16 protein-coding genes are annotated in these 15,728 nt (G+C 56.2%); 7 read left to right on the top strand and 9 right to left on the bottom strand.

Annotated elements, in window-relative coordinates:
- Positions 1-42: 42 nt before the first annotated feature.
- From SHIM_RS04005 to SHIM_RS03990, 4 genes are read right to left on the bottom strand one after another with little or no spacing between them, the layout of a single operon-like run.
- Positions 43-357: a heavy metal-binding domain-containing protein gene (locus SHIM_RS04005; protein ID WP_054001316.1), complete on the bottom strand. Its 315-nt coding sequence runs from the start codon at positions 355-357 to the stop codon at positions 43-45.
- Positions 358-377: 20 nt separating this feature from the next.
- Positions 378-1,901 carry a Fe-S cluster assembly protein SufB gene (gene sufB / locus SHIM_RS04000; RefSeq protein WP_054001970.1) on the bottom strand — a complete coding sequence of 508 codons (1,524 nt, stop codon included), beginning with the start codon at positions 1,899-1,901 and terminating at the stop codon, positions 378-380.
- Between the two features lie 23 nt (positions 1,902-1,924).
- Positions 1,925-2,980, bottom strand: coding sequence for a cysteine desulfurase family protein (locus tag SHIM_RS03995; RefSeq protein WP_054001315.1), 1,056 nt, complete (start codon positions 2,978-2,980; stop codon positions 1,925-1,927).
- Positions 2,977-3,441 (bottom strand): Rrf2 family transcriptional regulator, encoded by a 465-nt coding sequence (locus SHIM_RS03990; RefSeq protein ID WP_054001314.1) that lies wholly within the window; start codon positions 3,439-3,441, stop codon positions 2,977-2,979. The genes SHIM_RS03995 and SHIM_RS03990 overlap by 4 nt, the downstream gene beginning before the upstream one ends.
- 163 nt (positions 3,442-3,604) lie before the next feature.
- Here SHIM_RS03990 and SHIM_RS03985 point away from each other — a divergent pair, with 163 nt between their 5' ends.
- From SHIM_RS03985 to SHIM_RS03975, 3 genes are read left to right on the top strand one after another with little or no spacing between them, the layout of a single operon-like run.
- Positions 3,605-4,261 (top strand): alpha/beta hydrolase, encoded by a 657-nt coding sequence (locus tag SHIM_RS03985; RefSeq protein WP_054001313.1) that lies wholly within the window; start codon positions 3,605-3,607, stop codon positions 4,259-4,261.
- Positions 4,261-4,509, top strand: coding sequence for a hypothetical protein (locus SHIM_RS03980; protein ID WP_054001312.1), 249 nt, complete (start codon positions 4,261-4,263; stop codon positions 4,507-4,509). The genes SHIM_RS03985 and SHIM_RS03980 overlap by 1 nt, the downstream gene beginning before the upstream one ends.
- Complete coding sequence (locus SHIM_RS03975) at positions 4,506-5,087, top strand: HD domain-containing protein (RefSeq protein WP_054001311.1); 582 nt, start codon at positions 4,506-4,508, stop codon at positions 5,085-5,087. Before SHIM_RS03980 ends, SHIM_RS03975 begins: the two co-directional genes overlap by 4 nt.
- 3 nt (positions 5,088-5,090) lie before the next feature.
- Here the strand turns inward: SHIM_RS03975 and SHIM_RS03970 are convergent, their stop codons facing one another.
- Positions 5,091-5,645: a hypothetical protein gene (locus SHIM_RS03970; protein ID WP_082358275.1), complete on the bottom strand. Its 555-nt coding sequence runs from the start codon at positions 5,643-5,645 to the stop codon at positions 5,091-5,093.
- Entirely contained in the window at positions 5,638-7,458 is a 1,821-nt protein-coding gene (locus SHIM_RS03965) for a glycerophosphodiester phosphodiesterase (RefSeq protein WP_054001310.1), read from the bottom strand. The genes SHIM_RS03970 and SHIM_RS03965 overlap by 8 nt, the downstream gene beginning before the upstream one ends.
- 193 nt (positions 7,459-7,651) lie before the next feature.
- Here SHIM_RS03965 and SHIM_RS03960 point away from each other — a divergent pair, with 193 nt between their 5' ends.
- The 4 genes from SHIM_RS03960 to typA all read left to right on the top strand — a co-directional run bounded on the left by SHIM_RS03960 (position 7,652) and on the right by typA (position 11,862).
- Positions 7,652-8,866, top strand: a complete 1,215-nt coding sequence (locus SHIM_RS03960; protein WP_054001309.1) for an NADP-dependent isocitrate dehydrogenase — start codon at positions 7,652-7,654, stop codon at positions 8,864-8,866.
- 123 nt (positions 8,867-8,989) lie between these two features.
- The gene (locus SHIM_RS03955) at positions 8,990-9,610 is read left to right on the top strand and encodes a YitT family protein (protein ID WP_054001968.1); all 621 of its coding nucleotides are present in this window, start codon (positions 8,990-8,992) and stop codon (positions 9,608-9,610) included.
- Between the two features lie 25 nt (positions 9,611-9,635).
- A complete protein-coding gene (locus SHIM_RS03950; protein WP_054001308.1) occupies positions 9,636-9,971 on the top strand; it encodes a DMT family transporter in 336 nt (111 codons plus the stop codon).
- A 70-nt stretch (positions 9,972-10,041) separates the two neighbouring features.
- Positions 10,042-11,862 carry a translational GTPase TypA gene (gene typA, locus SHIM_RS03945; RefSeq protein ID WP_054001307.1) on the top strand — a complete coding sequence of 607 codons (1,821 nt, stop codon included), beginning with the start codon at positions 10,042-10,044 and terminating at the stop codon, positions 11,860-11,862.
- Between the two features lie 69 nt (positions 11,863-11,931).
- On the opposite strand, the gene SHIM_RS03940 is transcribed toward typA, so the two are convergent.
- From SHIM_RS03940 to alaS, 3 genes are read right to left on the bottom strand one after another with little or no spacing between them, the layout of a single operon-like run.
- Positions 11,932-12,711 carry a class II glutamine amidotransferase gene (locus SHIM_RS03940; RefSeq protein WP_054001306.1) on the bottom strand — a complete coding sequence of 260 codons (780 nt, stop codon included), beginning with the start codon at positions 12,709-12,711 and terminating at the stop codon, positions 11,932-11,934.
- A gap of 19 nt (positions 12,712-12,730) precedes the next feature.
- Positions 12,731-13,018: a DUF1330 domain-containing protein gene (locus tag SHIM_RS03935; RefSeq protein ID WP_054001305.1), complete on the bottom strand. Its 288-nt coding sequence runs from the start codon at positions 13,016-13,018 to the stop codon at positions 12,731-12,733.
- A gap of 3 nt (positions 13,019-13,021) precedes the next feature.
- The gene (gene alaS / locus SHIM_RS03930; RefSeq protein ID WP_054001304.1) at positions 13,022-15,694 is read right to left on the bottom strand and encodes an alanine--tRNA ligase; all 2,673 of its coding nucleotides are present in this window, start codon (positions 15,692-15,694) and stop codon (positions 13,022-13,024) included.
- Positions 15,695-15,728: the final 34 nt, after the last annotated feature.

Below are 15,728 nucleotides of genomic sequence, written 5' to 3'. Positions count from 1 at the left end.
TAATTCCTTCGCGTTTCCTTGGGCGGCCCGAGGCCTGCCCGCTTATTCTACTGTGACCGCTGTGCCGCTGGCCGAAACCATCAACATGCTGTCACCCACAACTTCATAATCCAGATCAACACCGACCACTGCGTTGGCACCTTTGGCAACCGCACGTTCTTCAAGCTCGGCCAACGCGGTTTCACGCGCATCCTGCAACTTGCTTTCGTAAGCACCTGACCGGCCGCCCACGACGTCGGTGATGCTGGCAAAGAAATCCCGCACCACATTGGCGCCCATGATCGCCTCGCCCACGACAATGCCGTGATACGTAGCGATTTTGCGCCCTTCAACAGACGGTGTGGTTGTCACGATCATCGCGGCGGTCTCCTGATCCGTTAGCCCACAGAGCCTTCGAGCGAAATTGCTACAAGCTGTTGGGCTTCCATGGCAAATTCCATCGGCAGCGCTTGCAGCACTTCCTTGGCAAACCCGTTCACGATCAAGGCCACGGCCTCCTCTTCGCCCATGCCGCGCTGGCGGCAATAGAACATCTGCTCGTCATCCACTTTCGATGTCGTCGCCTCATGTTCCACGCGCGAAGAATTGTTGCGCACCTCGATATAAGGCACGGTATGCGCCCCGCATTTGTCGCCAATCAGCAAGCTGTCACACTGTGTATAGTTACGCGAGTTCTTGGCTTTTGGATGCATCGACACCTGACCACGATAGGTGTTTTGCGCCACGCCTGCGCTGATACCTTTGGAGACAATCCGCGATTTGGAATTTTTGCCCAAGTGGATCATCTTCGTGCCGGTATCGGCTTGCTGGTGGTGGTTCGTGATGGCGATGGAGTAGAACTCGCCTTGGCTGTCGTCGCCGCGCAGAATGCAGGACGGGTATTTCCACGTCACAGCCGAGCCGGTTTCAACCTGTGTCCACATGATTTTGGCGCGATCACCACGGCAATCGGCGCGTTTGGTCACAAAATTGTAGATGCCGCCTTTGCCGTTTTCATCACCGGGGTACCAGTTCTGAACGGTGGAATATTTCACTTCGGCGTCTTCTTCGATCACAATCTCGACCACAGCGGCGTGCAATTGCGATGTGTCGCGTTGCGGCGCGGTACAGCCTTCAAGATAGCTGACATAGCTGCCCTTGTCGGCGATGATCAAAGTGCGTTCAAATTGGCCGGTGTTTTCCGCGTTGATGCGAAAATATGTGCTCAGCTCCATCGGGCAACGCACGCCGGGCGGCACGTAAACAAACGAGCCATCCGAGAACACAGCGCTGTTGAGCGTGGCATAGAAATTGTCAGAGACAGGCACCACAGAACCAAGGTATTTCTTGACCAACTCGGGATGCTCTTTGATCGCTTCCGAGATGGAGCAGAAAATGACACCGGCGTCTGCAAGCTCTTTTTGGAACGTTGTGCCCAATGAAACGGAGTCAAACACCGCGTCCACGGCAACCTTGCGGCCTTCGGCGGGTGCATCTTCTGCACCTTCGACACCTGCCAAAATCATCTGCTCTTTCAAAGGGATACCGAGCTTTTCGTAGGTCGCCAACAGCTTGGGGTCAACCTCGTCCAAGGACTTGGGCTTTTCTTCCATGCTTTTGGGGCGGGCATAGTAGTACTGATCCTGAAAATCGACTTCAGGATAGTCCAGCATCGCCCAATCAGGTTCTTCTTTGGTCAGCCAGCGCTTGTACGCTTCTAGCCGCCATTCGGTCATCCACTCAGGTTCGTCGTTTTTGTCCGAGATCAGGCGGACAATGTCCTCGGTCAGCCCTTTTGGGGCATATTCCATTTCGATCTCGGTTTCCCAACCGTATTTGTATTTGCCGCCGACTTCGCGGACAGCATCTACGGTCTCCTGATCGACGCCTTCTTTGACCTGTGTTTGGTCTATTGCGGCCATGTCGTTCTCCTGTTCGTTCGCTCTCACGCCGTTGCTCGCGCAGCCCGTACGTGGTGTTTCCTCATCTGGGTCAGCCACTTATCGGCAAATCCCAGAACGTCCTGTTCTTGTGTTTCCGGACCCAAACTGATCCGGATCGCGCCTGCAGCGGTGGCGTCGTCATACCCCATGGCCTTGAGCACGCGACTTGCGCGCACCTTGCCTGAGGAACAAGCCGAGCCTGCCGAAATCGCATAGCCCGCAAGATCCATCTGCATGACCTGCGTCTCGCCTTTCCAACCTGGTGTGGCGAGGCATGTCGTGTTGGGCAGTCGCGTTGCCGCTTGCCCAATAATGACTGAGTCTTTTGCGTCGGTTTGCAATCTCTCTTCCAGCAAATCGCGCAGCTGTGCAACCCGTTCCCATACGCCATCGGACAAATCTTGCGCTGCTGCCGTTGCGGCGGCTGCAAAACCAGCGGCACCGATCACGTTTTCCGTTCCAGCACGGCGGCCCATTTCCTGCCCGCCACCCAAAAGTTGCGCCGCAACATCTGTGCCGCGTTTCACAACCAGTGCGCCAATGCCCTTGGGACCGCCCAGCTTATGGGCCGAAATCAAAGCCATCGTTGCGCCGGACCAATTGAAGGCCACCGGCAGTTTGCCAAACGCTTGTGTCATGTCACTCACGGCAAGGCCTTCCGGCAAGGTTTGCACCACGCCGGTTTCAGAATTTGCCGCCTGCAACGTGGTTTGTTTCGGATCCAACACAGTCACACAACCGTTAAGGTCGACGTCAAGATCGGCCGTGACCCAGGCACCAACCGCATCATGTTCAATGTCACCCGCATGCAAATCACGTCCGCGCATCGCCAGTGCGGCCGCTTCAGTCGCAGAGGACGTGAAAATCACGTCAGCACCGTCAGCGCCGAATGCCGACGCAATATCGGCCCGCGCGGTTTCAACCACTGCCTTGGCTTTGCGGCCTTCGCCATGCACGCTGGACGGATTGCCGACCACGTCCATCGCCGCGATCATCGCGTCGCGCGCCTCACGCCTGAGAGGCGCGGTTGCATTATGATCCAGATACGTGCGCATCAGGCGTCTTCATCCACCACGGAAAACAATGTTGGCACTGCCGGGCATGGGGCCAATTCATTGCTGATTACGTCTGACAGGCGGGTTTGATGCAAAAACACATAAACATGGGCCGACAGCCCTTCCCACAAGCGGTTCGCCATGCTCTGTGCCCGCGAGCCGCTGGACCCACCGCTGGCACCTGCACCAGTGTGCAAGGCAGACACGGTTTCATCCACCGCAGTCAGTATATCCACGACCCGAATATCGGACGGTGTCCGCGCCAAACGATACCCGCCGCCTGGGCCGCGCACTGATTCCACAAGGCCAGCGCGCCGCAATTTCACGAAAAGCTGCTCCAGATATGGCAGTGAGATGTCCTGTCGTTTGGAAATTTCGGACAAATTCACGAGGCTTTCACCGGGCTGCAACGCAATATCTGCCAGTGCAACCACTGCATATCGCCCTTTTGTTGACAGTTTCATCGTCTTACCCCGCGAATTGATTGACCTTGGGCGCAGCTGTGCTTATCTCGCTTAAGCCCTGTGCGGATTTCGATCCGAGATCAGAAGTTAGAACCGTTCTAAAGTGACCGAGCAATTTCGTCAAGAAATGCTTTACCGAATTTGTAGGAGATAAGCGACACACATGCCCGAGGTGATTTTTCCTGGACCCGAAGGCCGCCTCGAAGGCCGCTACCACCCGCAAAAAGAAAAAGACGCGCCAATTGCGATCGTCTTGCATCCCCATCCGCAATTTGGCGGCACGATGAACAACAAGGTTGTCTACAACCTGCACTATACGTTCTTCAACATGGGTTTCACTGTCCTGCGCTTTAACTTTCGTGGCGTAGGCCGCTCGCAGGGTGAATATGACCAAGGCGTTGGCGAACTCTCTGATGCAGCAAGTGCGCTGGATTACCTGCAGTCGATGAACACCAACTCCAAACATTGCTGGGTTGCCGGTTTCTCGTTTGGCGCGTGGATTGGCATGCAACTTTTGATGCGGCGTCCGGAAATCACCGGCTTCATCTCGATTGCGCCTCCCGCAAACATGTATGACTTCTCGTTCCTTGCGCCCTGCCCCAGCTCGGGTCTGATCCTGAACGGCACCAACGACCGTGTTGCGCCGCCAGCAGACACCCACACGCTGGTCAACAAGCTGCACGAACAAAAAGGCATCACCGTCACTCACACTGAGATCGACGGGTCCGGACACTTCTTCGAAACCGAAGAGTACATGGACCAGATGACAGGCAACGTTAGCGAATACGTGAAACGGCGCCTGACAGAGACCACACGCTGATGGGAACGCTAGATCGGCTGGCTGAAAAGCTGGCCGAAGATACCATGAAAGCGCAAAAAGAACTGGAAAATGAGCGGCTTTTTGTTGAGGTCGGCAGCATCTTGGCGGCTTCTTCTCAGTCACTGGAAGAAGCCTATTTGACCGAGATGCGGGTGCGCATGGCCGAAGAAAAGGCCCGCAACTTCCTGATTAAAAAAGTAAAAGACGCCAGAGCCGCCAAAGCAGAAGCACCGGATGCCTCTGAATGAGCGACCGACTGACGCAACAGCTCGCCTTTCTTAGCGAGGCCGACAAGCTCAAGTCTGTTTATCGCGCGACCAAAGTACTCGATGGTCATCGCCAAGAGGACAGCGGCAGTCACAGTTGGCACATCGCGCTTTATGCGATGATTTTGGCCGAACACGCGACCCGCCCCGTCAACGTCGACCGCGTAATCCGAATGCTGCTAATTCACGATCTTGTCGAAATAGACGTCGGCGACAGCCCTATTCACGGCGATCATGACATTTCCGCTATGGAAGCCGCCGAAGCAAAGGCCGCAGATCGTATCTTTGGCCTTTTGCCCGCTGAACAACGCGAAACCTATCGCGCCCTTTGGGATGAATTTGAAGCTGCCGAAACCGATGACGCGGTGTTTGCCAAATCCATCGACCGGGTTCAGCCGGTCATTGGCAATCTTGAAACCGGTGGCGGCACTTGGCCCGAGTACAATGTGACGGCCAAACAACTTGAGGATCGCGTCGGCTGGAAAGTCGCCAAAGGCGCGCCCGCAATTTGGGACCATTTGCGGATCCGGATTGCCAATTGGTTCGCCCAAAACAGCTGAGATTTACCAGCACTGAGGCCAGCCATAGCCCCACCGCCACGGCAGCCCGGAGCAAGGCGCGCCGCCAACACGCACAGCGTCAAACATCCGGTTTGAAATAAATTCAAACGCTGTCTCGATGGTCTCTTGCGATTGCCCATACAGAAGTTGGAGCGCGGCGCCCTCGCTCTGTGCAACCTCTTGCACGCATTGGCGCAATGTCTCATCTGCAGACAACCGCGCGAAATATCCTGCCTTTGGTGAAACGTCCGCACCGCCAATGTGATAGGCCACATCGTGTTCGACGCAGCATGACTCCCACGGTGGTGTCTCGCCCTGCGTGTCGCGAAAATCCGGAAAGGTTTGCGCAATGGCGCGCCAAACCGACGACATGCCGCCGGAACAGCCATCGGTGGTAAAAGCCGCAAGCATTGCACCGTCCTCGGACCGCGCTTCTGCCAGCCGCTGATGCCACCAGATTTCAAGCTCGGCTATCGTACCAAGCTCTTCCTCTGCGCCAGCCGCGCCTGTAACCACACTCAACAACACAACCCAGACGCCAAAGCGCGCTTTACTCAAACCACATCTCCAGATCCAACCCGATGTAGCCCGCCAATCCTAAAATCAACCGCTCAGATCCGCTGAGATCACGACGCTCGGACAGAACCAAACGGGCCAGTTCCGGTTCATCCGTAATCAGGCCATCCACCCCCATAGAAATCATCGCCGACATCGCCAGTGGGTCATTCACTGTCCAGACATAGACCTTTTTCCCGACCGCTTGGCTTTCGCGTACCAATCGATGGCTTGTGGTCGCGCTGTTTACCGCTAAAAAATCCGCGTTCAGGGTCCACATCTGACCAAGCGACGCGGACGCCAGAAGACCAATGGACCAATCGGGGCGAAGCGTGCGCATTTTTTCGACCGCATCGTATTTCAACGACATGATCTTGACCTGACCAACCATCCCCTCGGCCTCGACAATTTCGGCGACACGCTGCTCCAGTTTTTCGTCATGGCCATAGTATTTCAGCTCGATCAAAACCCCGGACTTGTCTTTTGCCGCCCGCAAGACATCCTCAAGCAGCGGCGCGCGCTCTTGCGCAAATGCGCTGTCAAACCAGCTGCCGATGTCGATGTCCGCGATATCACCGACCGTGGCGTCCCAAACCGTCAGCGGGTTTCCAGCCTGTTTCATAAAATCGCTGTCGTGCATGACGATCACGGCGCCATCCGCCGTTTCCTGAACATCAATTTCAACCCAATCCGACTTTACCCGCACCGCCTCATTGATTGCGGCCATGGTGTTTTCAGGCTTGATTGCGGACGCACCGCGATGCGCGATCACCGCAACTGGCTGGCCGGCGTCAACCGGCGAAATATCCGCCAGCCCCGCGGCACCTGCTCCCCCCAAAACCGCGGCCACCACGGTTACGGCCACCAACGCCGTTTTGGGCACGGTTTTCTGTGCAGCCGCATTTCGGGGCCACCCCGCCTCGTCAAGGATCAAGACGGCCATTGCGCCGGTTGTGAGCGCAGACATCAGAATATTCACCACCACCAAAACCAAGACAATCATCGCCAAGACAACAACCAGAACCTTGGTGCTTTGTGGGACAATCGCCAAAAGCAGATCCGCCAGCAACGACACCGCCCCAAGACCAAGCGCCACAAGTCCTGCACTGAGCGCGCCCCAGACAGCCATGCGTGCCAAAAATGCCCACATGCGCCCCTGCATGCGCTCGCGGCTTTCACGCAACGCATGCGCCGGCGGCGTGCCAGCAAATACCACCAGCGGCAGGCTGAGGGTCCAGCCAAGTAACCGCCACGCCAGCAGCCCAATCCAGACCGCAAGAACAACACCAATCACACCACCTGCACGCCAGAAAATCGGGGGTCGATGGGTCAGGTAATAGTTTATGTCAAACTCAGTCAGCCAACGCAGGAATATGCCGCCCGCGACTGCGAGAAACGGCAAGCTCAACACCAAAATATGCACAGTTAATCGCAACGCCAACGACAGCACCGCCGGCGTGTGAGGTAAGACAATCGCGGCACCATCCCACAGCCCTACTCGGCCATGTTGATGATCATGATGCGCGGCGCCCATCATAAACGCCACGTTCATCACCGCCAAAACCAGCGCCATCGAAATCAGCAAGACGCCGCCAACGGCACCGGCCGGCGACACCAAAAACACGGCGATGTCAAAATCGGCCAACGCCGGTTTTCCGGACATCATCAACGCGGCCTGAACCGTCAACGCCATGATCGGGGCAAACACCACGGCCAGCAAAACGTTGAACGCCAGGTTGGTTTCCACAAACGGCCAGCGAAGTCGCCAACTCGTGACAAATCCATCCTTAACATCCTGAATGGTCGCAGAAATCATGACATGTCCCCTACCGGTTCTCCCCTACACTAACGAGGCATCATTCAAGCGTCGACAAACAAGAGCTTTCGCCTGCATAGTTATCTCGGCGATCAGACATCCAAATCAGTATACAATTGCATACATCTCTTTTTATTCATCGCCAGTTCCGCTAAGGAAGGCCACAACGCGACTCGGTTCACAGGAGATCCTCATGACCAAGATCAAAGTCGACAATCCGATCGTTGAAATGGACGGCGATGAAATGACCCGCATTATGTGGCAGTTCATCAAAGAAAAGCTGATCCTGCCATATCTTGACCTCGACTTGCTGTATTACGATCTCGGCATCGAAGAGCGGGATCGCACCGAGGATCAAATCACCATCGATGCGGCGGAAAAGACCAAAGAGGTCGGCGTTGCGGTGAAATGCGCAACCATCACACCAGACGAAGCCCGCGTCGAAGAGTATGGCCTCAAACAGATGTGGCGCAGCCCGAACGGCACCATTCGAAACATTCTCGGTGGCGTTGTGTTCCGCGCGCCGATCATCTGTAAAAATGTCCCGCGTCTTGTTCCGGGTTGGACCAACCCGATTGTCATCGGCCGCCACGCTTTTGGCGACCAATACAAAGCCAGCGACATGAAATTTCCGGGACCTGGCAAGCTGACCATGAAATTTGTCGGCGAAGACGGCGAAGTCATCGAGAAAGAGGTCTTTGATGCACCGTCCTCCGGTGTTTACATGGGCATGTACAACCTTGATGCCTCCATTCGCGACTTTGCCCGCGCATCGATGAACTACGCACTTAACCTCAAGTGGCCGCTGTACCTGTCGACAAAAAACACCATCCTCAAACAATATGACGGGCGTTTCCTTGAGCTGTTTCAGGAAGTGTTTGACGCGGACTTTGCGGACAAATTCAAAGACGCTGGCATCTGGTATGAACACCGCCTGATCGACGACATGGTCGCCTGCGCCATGAAGTGGAACGGCAAGTTTGTTTGGGCCTGCAAAAACTACGACGGCGACGTGCAATCGGACACCGTCGCGCAGGGGTTTGGCTCTCTTGGCCTGATGACCAGCCAGCTGATGACGCCTGATGGAAAAATAGTCGAGGCAGAAGCCGCCCACGGCACCGTTACCCGTCACTATCGCCAGCACCAGAAAGGCGAAGCCACTTCGACCAACTCGATTGCGTCGATCTATGCGTGGACTGGCGGGCTAAAACACCGTGCCAAACTCGACAACAACACAGCCCTGAACAAATTCGCCGAAACGCTGGAAAAAGTGATCGTGGATACGGTGGAAAGCGGCCACATGACCAAAGATCTTGCACTGCTGGTCGGCCCTGATCAGGGCTGGCTCACCACAATGGGCTTTTTGGAAAAAATCGACGAGAATCTCAACAAGGCGCTCGCTGGTTAATCCGGCTGATCGCGACACACACCAAGGGGCAAGACGTCAGTCTTGCCCCTTTTGCATTTTTTGCATATCGGCCATGCGCTTGCGCCTATGGACAGGCCCGCATTCTCGGGTCAAATGCCCGCCATGGTTAGTTTTCTTGAATCTCCAACCGCCGAGCAACACAGCATTTTTGATGATGTGCAGGGGTTGCTTGTGGGCACGCTTCTTGTGGCGATTTCCGTCCAGTTCCTGCAAGCCACCAATCTGTTCACTGGCCAGATTGCCGGGCTGTCTTTGGTGGGTGCCAAGGCCTTTGACATGCCGTTTGGCATGCTGTTCTTTCTGCTGAATCTGCCGTTTTACGCGATTGCCTTTGCGCGCATGGGCCTCATGTTCACGCTGAAAACCTTCACTGCCGTTGGCCTACTCACGGCGTGGAGCTTTCTGCTGCCGCACGTCATGACCTTTGCCGACTTGCACGTGGCCTTCGCCGCGATCGCTGCGGGGGTTACCGCGGGCGCCGGCCTTATTGTGTTGTTTCGCCACAACGCCACGCTTGGCGGAGTTGGGATCGTTGCTGTTTGGCTTCAGGATTCATACGGAATCAAGGCTGGCTGGGTACAGCTTGCATTCGATGTCTTGGTATTTGCACTCGCTGTGTCGTTTTTTCCCATCAACGCGGTCTTTTACTCCCTTCTAGGCGCGGCAATCGTCAATATTATGATTGCAACCAACCATCGGCGCGATCGCTACATCGCGCGCTAACTGCTCCTTTTGTGACAGGTGAACTATGCCTAAGGCCTATCTGTTTTTGATGATCGCCGTCGTTTTTGAAACCGTCGGTACAACCGCCCTTCAGGCCAGCAACCAGTTTTCCAAAATTGTTCCCTCTGTGATCGTGGTCATCAGCTACGCCGCTGCGTTCTATCTTATGGCGCTGACACTTCGGTATCTGCCGGTTGGGATCACCTATGCGATCTGGTCGGGTCTGGGGATTGTTCTGATTGCTGTCATTGGGTTTTTGGTTTTTGGCCAGAAACTGGATTGGCCGGCGCTATTGGGAATGGGCATGATCGTGCTTGGAATCTTGGTAATTCACCTGTTTTCCAACACTGCAGCACACTAATCACACAATGGGTATGGCCTTTTGCTGCGCCCCGCGTTAGGGCGGGCGCGAACAGGAAAAGGCCAGATTCATGGATCTTCGCAACATCGCCATCATCGCGCACGTTGACCACGGGAAAACCACCCTCGTGGACGAACTGCTGAAACAATCCGGCGCTTTCCGGGAAAATCAGGAAGTGGCAGAACGCGCCATGGACAGCGACGCGCTTGAGCGCGAGCGTGGAATCACGATTTTTGCAAAGCCAACTTCGGTTGAGTGGAAAGACACCCGCATCAACATCGTGGACACGCCAGGCCACGCCGATTTCGGCGGCGAAGTGGAGCGTATCCTGAGCATGGTGGATGGCGTTGTTTTGTTGGTTGATGCCGCCGAAGGCCCAATGCCACAAACCAAATTTGTGACCTCCAAAGCACTGGCTTTGGGACTGCGTCCGATTGTGGTTCTCAACAAGGTCGACAAACCCGACGCTGAACCAGATCGTGCGCTGGATGAATGTTTTGACCTGTTTGCGTCCCTTGACGCAAACGACGACCAACTCGATTTCCCGCATATGTATGCGTCAGGCCGTAACGGCTGGGCAGACAACGAGCTGGACGGTCCACGCAAGGATTTGCACGCGCTGTTTAATTTGATCGTCAACCACGTGCCCGAGCCCAAACAGGTGCACAAACAAGGTGACGATTTCCGCATGCTGGCCACCACTTTGGGCTCTGACCCGTTTGTCGGTCGCATTCTGACGGGCCGTGTTGAATCCGGCACGCTCAAAGTTGGTGCAACCGTTCAGGCGTTGACGCGCATTGGCCAAAAGATCGAACAGTTCCGCGTCACCAAGGTTCAAGCATTCCGCGGTTTGGCACAACAGGACATCGAAACGGCACAGGCCGGTGACATCGTTTCCATCGCAGGCATGTCCAAGGCGACCGTGGCCGACACCATCTGTGCGCTGGCAGTGGATGACCCGCTTGAGGCACAACCGATTGACCCGCCGACCATCACCGTGACGTTTGGCATCAACGACAGCCCGCTGGCTGGTCGTGACGGCAAAAAGGTTCAGTCGCGCGTCATTCGTGACCGCCTGATGAAAGAAGCCGAATCCAACGTCGCAATCAAAATCGCAGACACCCCGGGTGGTGAAGCCTTCGAAGTCTCTGGTCGCGGCGAACTCCAGATGGGTGTTTTGATCGAAAACATGCGTCGCGAGGGTTTTGAACTCTCGATTTCCCGCCCACAGGTGATTATGCGCGAAGAAAACGGTCAGCGCATGGAGCCTGTCGAGGAAGCCACCATTGACGTGGATGACGAATACTCCGGCGCCGTGATCGAAAAGCTGACAGGCACACGCAGGGGCACGCTTGTTGACATGCGCCCTGCCGGTGCTGGCAAAACCCGTATCATCGCGCATGTACCGTCGCGCGGCCTGATTGGTTATCACGGCGAGTTCCTGACCGACACACGTGGCACCGGTGTACTGAACCGGGTGTTCCACGGCTGGACTCCTTTTAAAGGCGCAATCCCCGGCCGTCGCGCAGGTGTTCTTATTTCCATGGAAAACGGCAGCTCGGTTGCGTTTGCTTTGTGGAACCTTGAGGACCGCGGCAAAATGATGATCGGTGCACAGGCCGAGGTTTACACCGGCATGATCATTGGTGAGCATTCCCGCGAGAACGATCTCGAAGTGAACCCGCTCAAAGGCAAAAAGCTAACCAACGTGCGGGCTTCCGGCACCGACGAAGCCGTGCGTCTGACAACACCTGTGACATTGTCACTGGAAGAGGCGATTGCCTACATCAACGATGACGAGCTGGTTGAGGTCACGCCGCAAAATATTCGTCTGCGCAAACGTTATCTTGACCCACATGAGCGCAAGCGGATGGCAAAAGCGGCGCAATAAGCCCGACAAGCCAGTTTGAACTGACAAAAGGAAAAGCCGAAGCATTGCTTCGGCTTTTCTTTGTTTGGCTTAGAGCAACGGGCGGAAGTCCTCGATCGTCACACCATCCTGAGTAAACGTGCAAAACGATCCCGGCGGCACCTCGTCCCAACCTTCTTCGGCCTGTACCAATGGCTCGCTGACCACGGCGCGCCCACTGCGGCTGTCGCTTTTGCGGTGATACACTGTCGGTGCGCGCCTGTCGGAGGCATAGCGGATCGCGTAGAGCGTCTCACCATCTGAAAACGCCGCCGCCAATCGCATATGTGGCGTCACGCCCCGGTCCCGGCTCATGCGCTGCAAAATCCCCACAGCGATTTCCATCGCTTCTTTGGGGGTGTCATCCATGCCTTCGGTCAGCCCCAGCAGAAACAGAACTTCGCTGTCTGTCGCGCCCTTGCGGTCACCATAAAGCGCGTCGGGAATGAGCATGTCCGCGTGACGGCGAAATGTCTCAAATCCACCAATTTGCCCATTGTGCATAAACGACCATTTCCCGACCGCAAAAGGATGGCAATTGTTGCGGCTGGTCGCGGTCCCGGTCGATGCCCGAACATGCGCTAGAAACAGCGGTGATTTCACCTGCGCCGTCAAAGATCTCAGGTTCGGATCTGACCAGGCCGGCAAAAGATCACGGTAAAGACCGGGCTCGGGCCGATCCCCGTACCACGCCAAACCAACGCCATCGCCGTTGGTTTGGGTTTTGCATTCGGTCGCTTGCATACTTTGCTGGATCAACGAGTGATCTGGCCGGGTGACGACATCTTCGATAAATACTGGTGCCCCAATATAGGCAGCCCAACGACACATCCGGCCAATCTCCTGTTGTTTAGTCTGTGGTCTCCACGACCATCAATTCCCGCTCGCTCGCGCCACGCGCATGATTGAGCGCCTCTTGGTATTCTGGGCTGTGATAACAATTCACAGCCGCATCAACGCTCGGAAATTTGGCCACCACATTGCGGGGCCGTTCTTTGCCCTCAAGCTGCACAAAACGCCCACCACGGGCGACAAATTCGCCGCCGTGTTTGGCAATCGCGGGCCCGGCGAGCTCAGCGTATTTTCCATATGCGTCGGCATCCGTGACCGTCACATGCGCAATCCAAAGTGCACCCATCTCTTATCCTCCCAAAACAGCTTCGGCCGCTGCGATCGCAGCATCCGCATTGCTGGCGTCTTTGGCGCCACCCTGTGCCATATCAGGGCGACCACCGCCACCCTTGCCACCAAGCGCCGCAACCGCAGCACGCACCAAATCGACGGCCGAATGTTCACCTTTAAGGTCATCGGTCACGCCCGCAGCCACAGCAACCTTGTCGCCTGTGTCTGCAATCAACAGAACCGCGCCGCTTTCAAGGCGCGTTTTGTGCTCATCCATCAACGGCGGCAGGTCTTTTCCGGACACACCAGATAGAACCTGCGCAAAGAACTTCACGCCGTTGATCTCTTTGGCTTGCGGTGCGCTGTCCTGCCCTGCACCCCCGGCCATCGCCAGTTCACGTCGCAGCGTAGCAACCTCGTTTTGCAAGGCTTTGCGCTCATCCAAGAGAGCCTTAACGCGATCAACGATCTCTGCAGGCTGCGCCTTCAAAGCTGTCGCAACAGCCGCCGCGCGCTTGGCTTCGGCCTCAATATACTTAAACGCGACCTCTCCGGTCAGCGCCTCGATCCGGCGCACACCAGCGGACGATGCGCTATCGCCCAAAAGGACAAAGACACCGATGTCGCCGGTCTGCTTCACATGCGTCCCGCCGCAAAGCTCGAGACTGTAGGTGTCGCCGTTCAGGCCTTTGCCGGTGTTGGCACGCCCCATCGACACAACGCGAACCTCATCGCCGTATTTCTCGCCAAACAGAGCCTGAGCGCCAATGCCGCGCGCATCGTCCGGCGTCATGATCCGTGTTTCTACGGATGTGTTTTGACGAATATAGGCGTTCACATCCAAGGAAACGCGGGCAACTTCATCAGCCGTCAGCGCCTTGTTGTGGCTGAAATCAAACCGCAGGCGGTCACTCGCGTTCAATGAGCCGCGCTGCGCCACATGGTCACCCAATGCCTCGCGCAACGCCTCGTGCAACAGGTGGGTCGCCGAGTGATTGGCGCGGATCGCTTTGCGGCGCACATGGTCTACATCAAGTGCAACGGCATCGCCTTTGGTGATCGCGCCTGTGCCGACCGTCACCTTATGGGCAAACACCTTGCCATCAGCAAATTTGTGTACGTCAGACACGTTGGATACGTCGCCTCGGTTTTCGAGCCGCGAGATGATTCCGTGATCCGCTACCTGACCGCCGCTTTCGGCATAAAACGGTGTCTGGTTCACAACAACCCAGCCTTCAGCGCCTTCTTCCAGGCGATCGACCAAATCGCCATTTTTCACCAGTGCCAAGACCTGACCTTCGGCGGTTTCGGTGTCATAGCCAAGAAATTCGGTTGTGCCGCCGTCTTCGGCGATATCAAACCACAACGCAGCTTCTGCTGCGTCGCCTGATCCCACATGGGCCGCACGCGCCTTGGCTTTTTGCTCTGCCATCGCAGTGTCAAAACCGTCGGTGTCGACTTCGCGGCCTTTCTCGCGCAGCGCGTCCTGCGTCAGATCCAGCGGGAACCCGAAGGTGTCATAGAGTTTGAACGCGGCCGCGCCGGGCAACGGTGCGCCGTCATCCAGACCGCCGAGTTCGTCATCCAAAAGTTTGAGGCCACGGTCCAGCGTCTGCTTAAACTTCACTTCTTCTTGGTTGAGCGTCTCTTGGATCAAAGCCTGTGCCTGTCCCAACTCAGGATAGGCTTGGCCCATCTGCTGAACCAGCGACGGCACCAGTTGATGCATGACCGGATCTTTGGCCCCCAACAGGTGCGCATGGCGCATGGCGCGACGCATGATGCGGCGCAACACATAGCCACGACCATCATTGGACGGCATCACCCCATCCGCCATCAGGAACGAGGTCGACCGCAGGTGATCGGCGATCACGCGGTGGTGTACGTTCTGATCCCCATAGGGATCGGTCGACGTTGCATGGGCCGAGGCCTCGATCAACGCCTTGAACAGATCGGTGTCATAGTTGTCATGGCTGCCCTGAAGCAACGCGCCAATCCGTTCCAGCCCCATGCCGGTGTCGATCGACTGCATGTCGAGCGCCTTCATCGAGCCGTCCTCAAACTGCTCGTTCTGCATGAAAACAACGTTCCAGATCTCAATAAACCGATCGCCATCTTCCTCAGGTGACCCCGGAGGACCACCCCAGATGTGCTCACCGTGGTCATAGAAAATCTCGGTACAAGGCCCGCACGGACCGGTCGGGCCCATCTGCCAGAAGTTGTCAGACGTGGCGATGCGGATAATCCGATCCTCGGGCACACCCATTTTCTTCCAGATGTTAAAAGCCTCGTCATCGGTGTGATACACCGTCGTATAAAGCTTTTCTTTCGGGATCTGGAATTCTTCGGTGATCAACTCCCATGCAAAGCGGATCGCGTCCTCTTTGAAATAGTTGCCAAACGAAAAGTTGCCGAGCATCTCGAAAAACGTGTGGTGACGTGCCGTGTACCCGACGTTGTCCAGATCATTGTGCTTGCCACCAGCGCGCACACATTTTTGCGCTGTCGTCGCCCGCTGATAGTCACGCTTTTCCACACCGGTGAACAGGTTTTTGAACTGCACCATGCCCGAGTTGACGAACATCAGCGTCGGGTCATTTCGGGGCACCAACGGGCTGCTGTCCACGATTTCGTGACCCTGCTTGGCAAAGTAATTCAGGAAGGTCGACCGGATGTCGTTCAAGCTTGGCATCAGAGGGCTCTCTTAGCATGGTTTGCTGTATCGA

This window comes from Shimia sp. SK013, from assembly GCF_001292625.1.
Lineage (GTDB): Bacteria > Pseudomonadota > Alphaproteobacteria > Rhodobacterales > Rhodobacteraceae > Shimia.
Note: the sequence above shows the minus strand (reverse complement) of the source record. Positions and strands in the feature narration are given on the sequence as shown.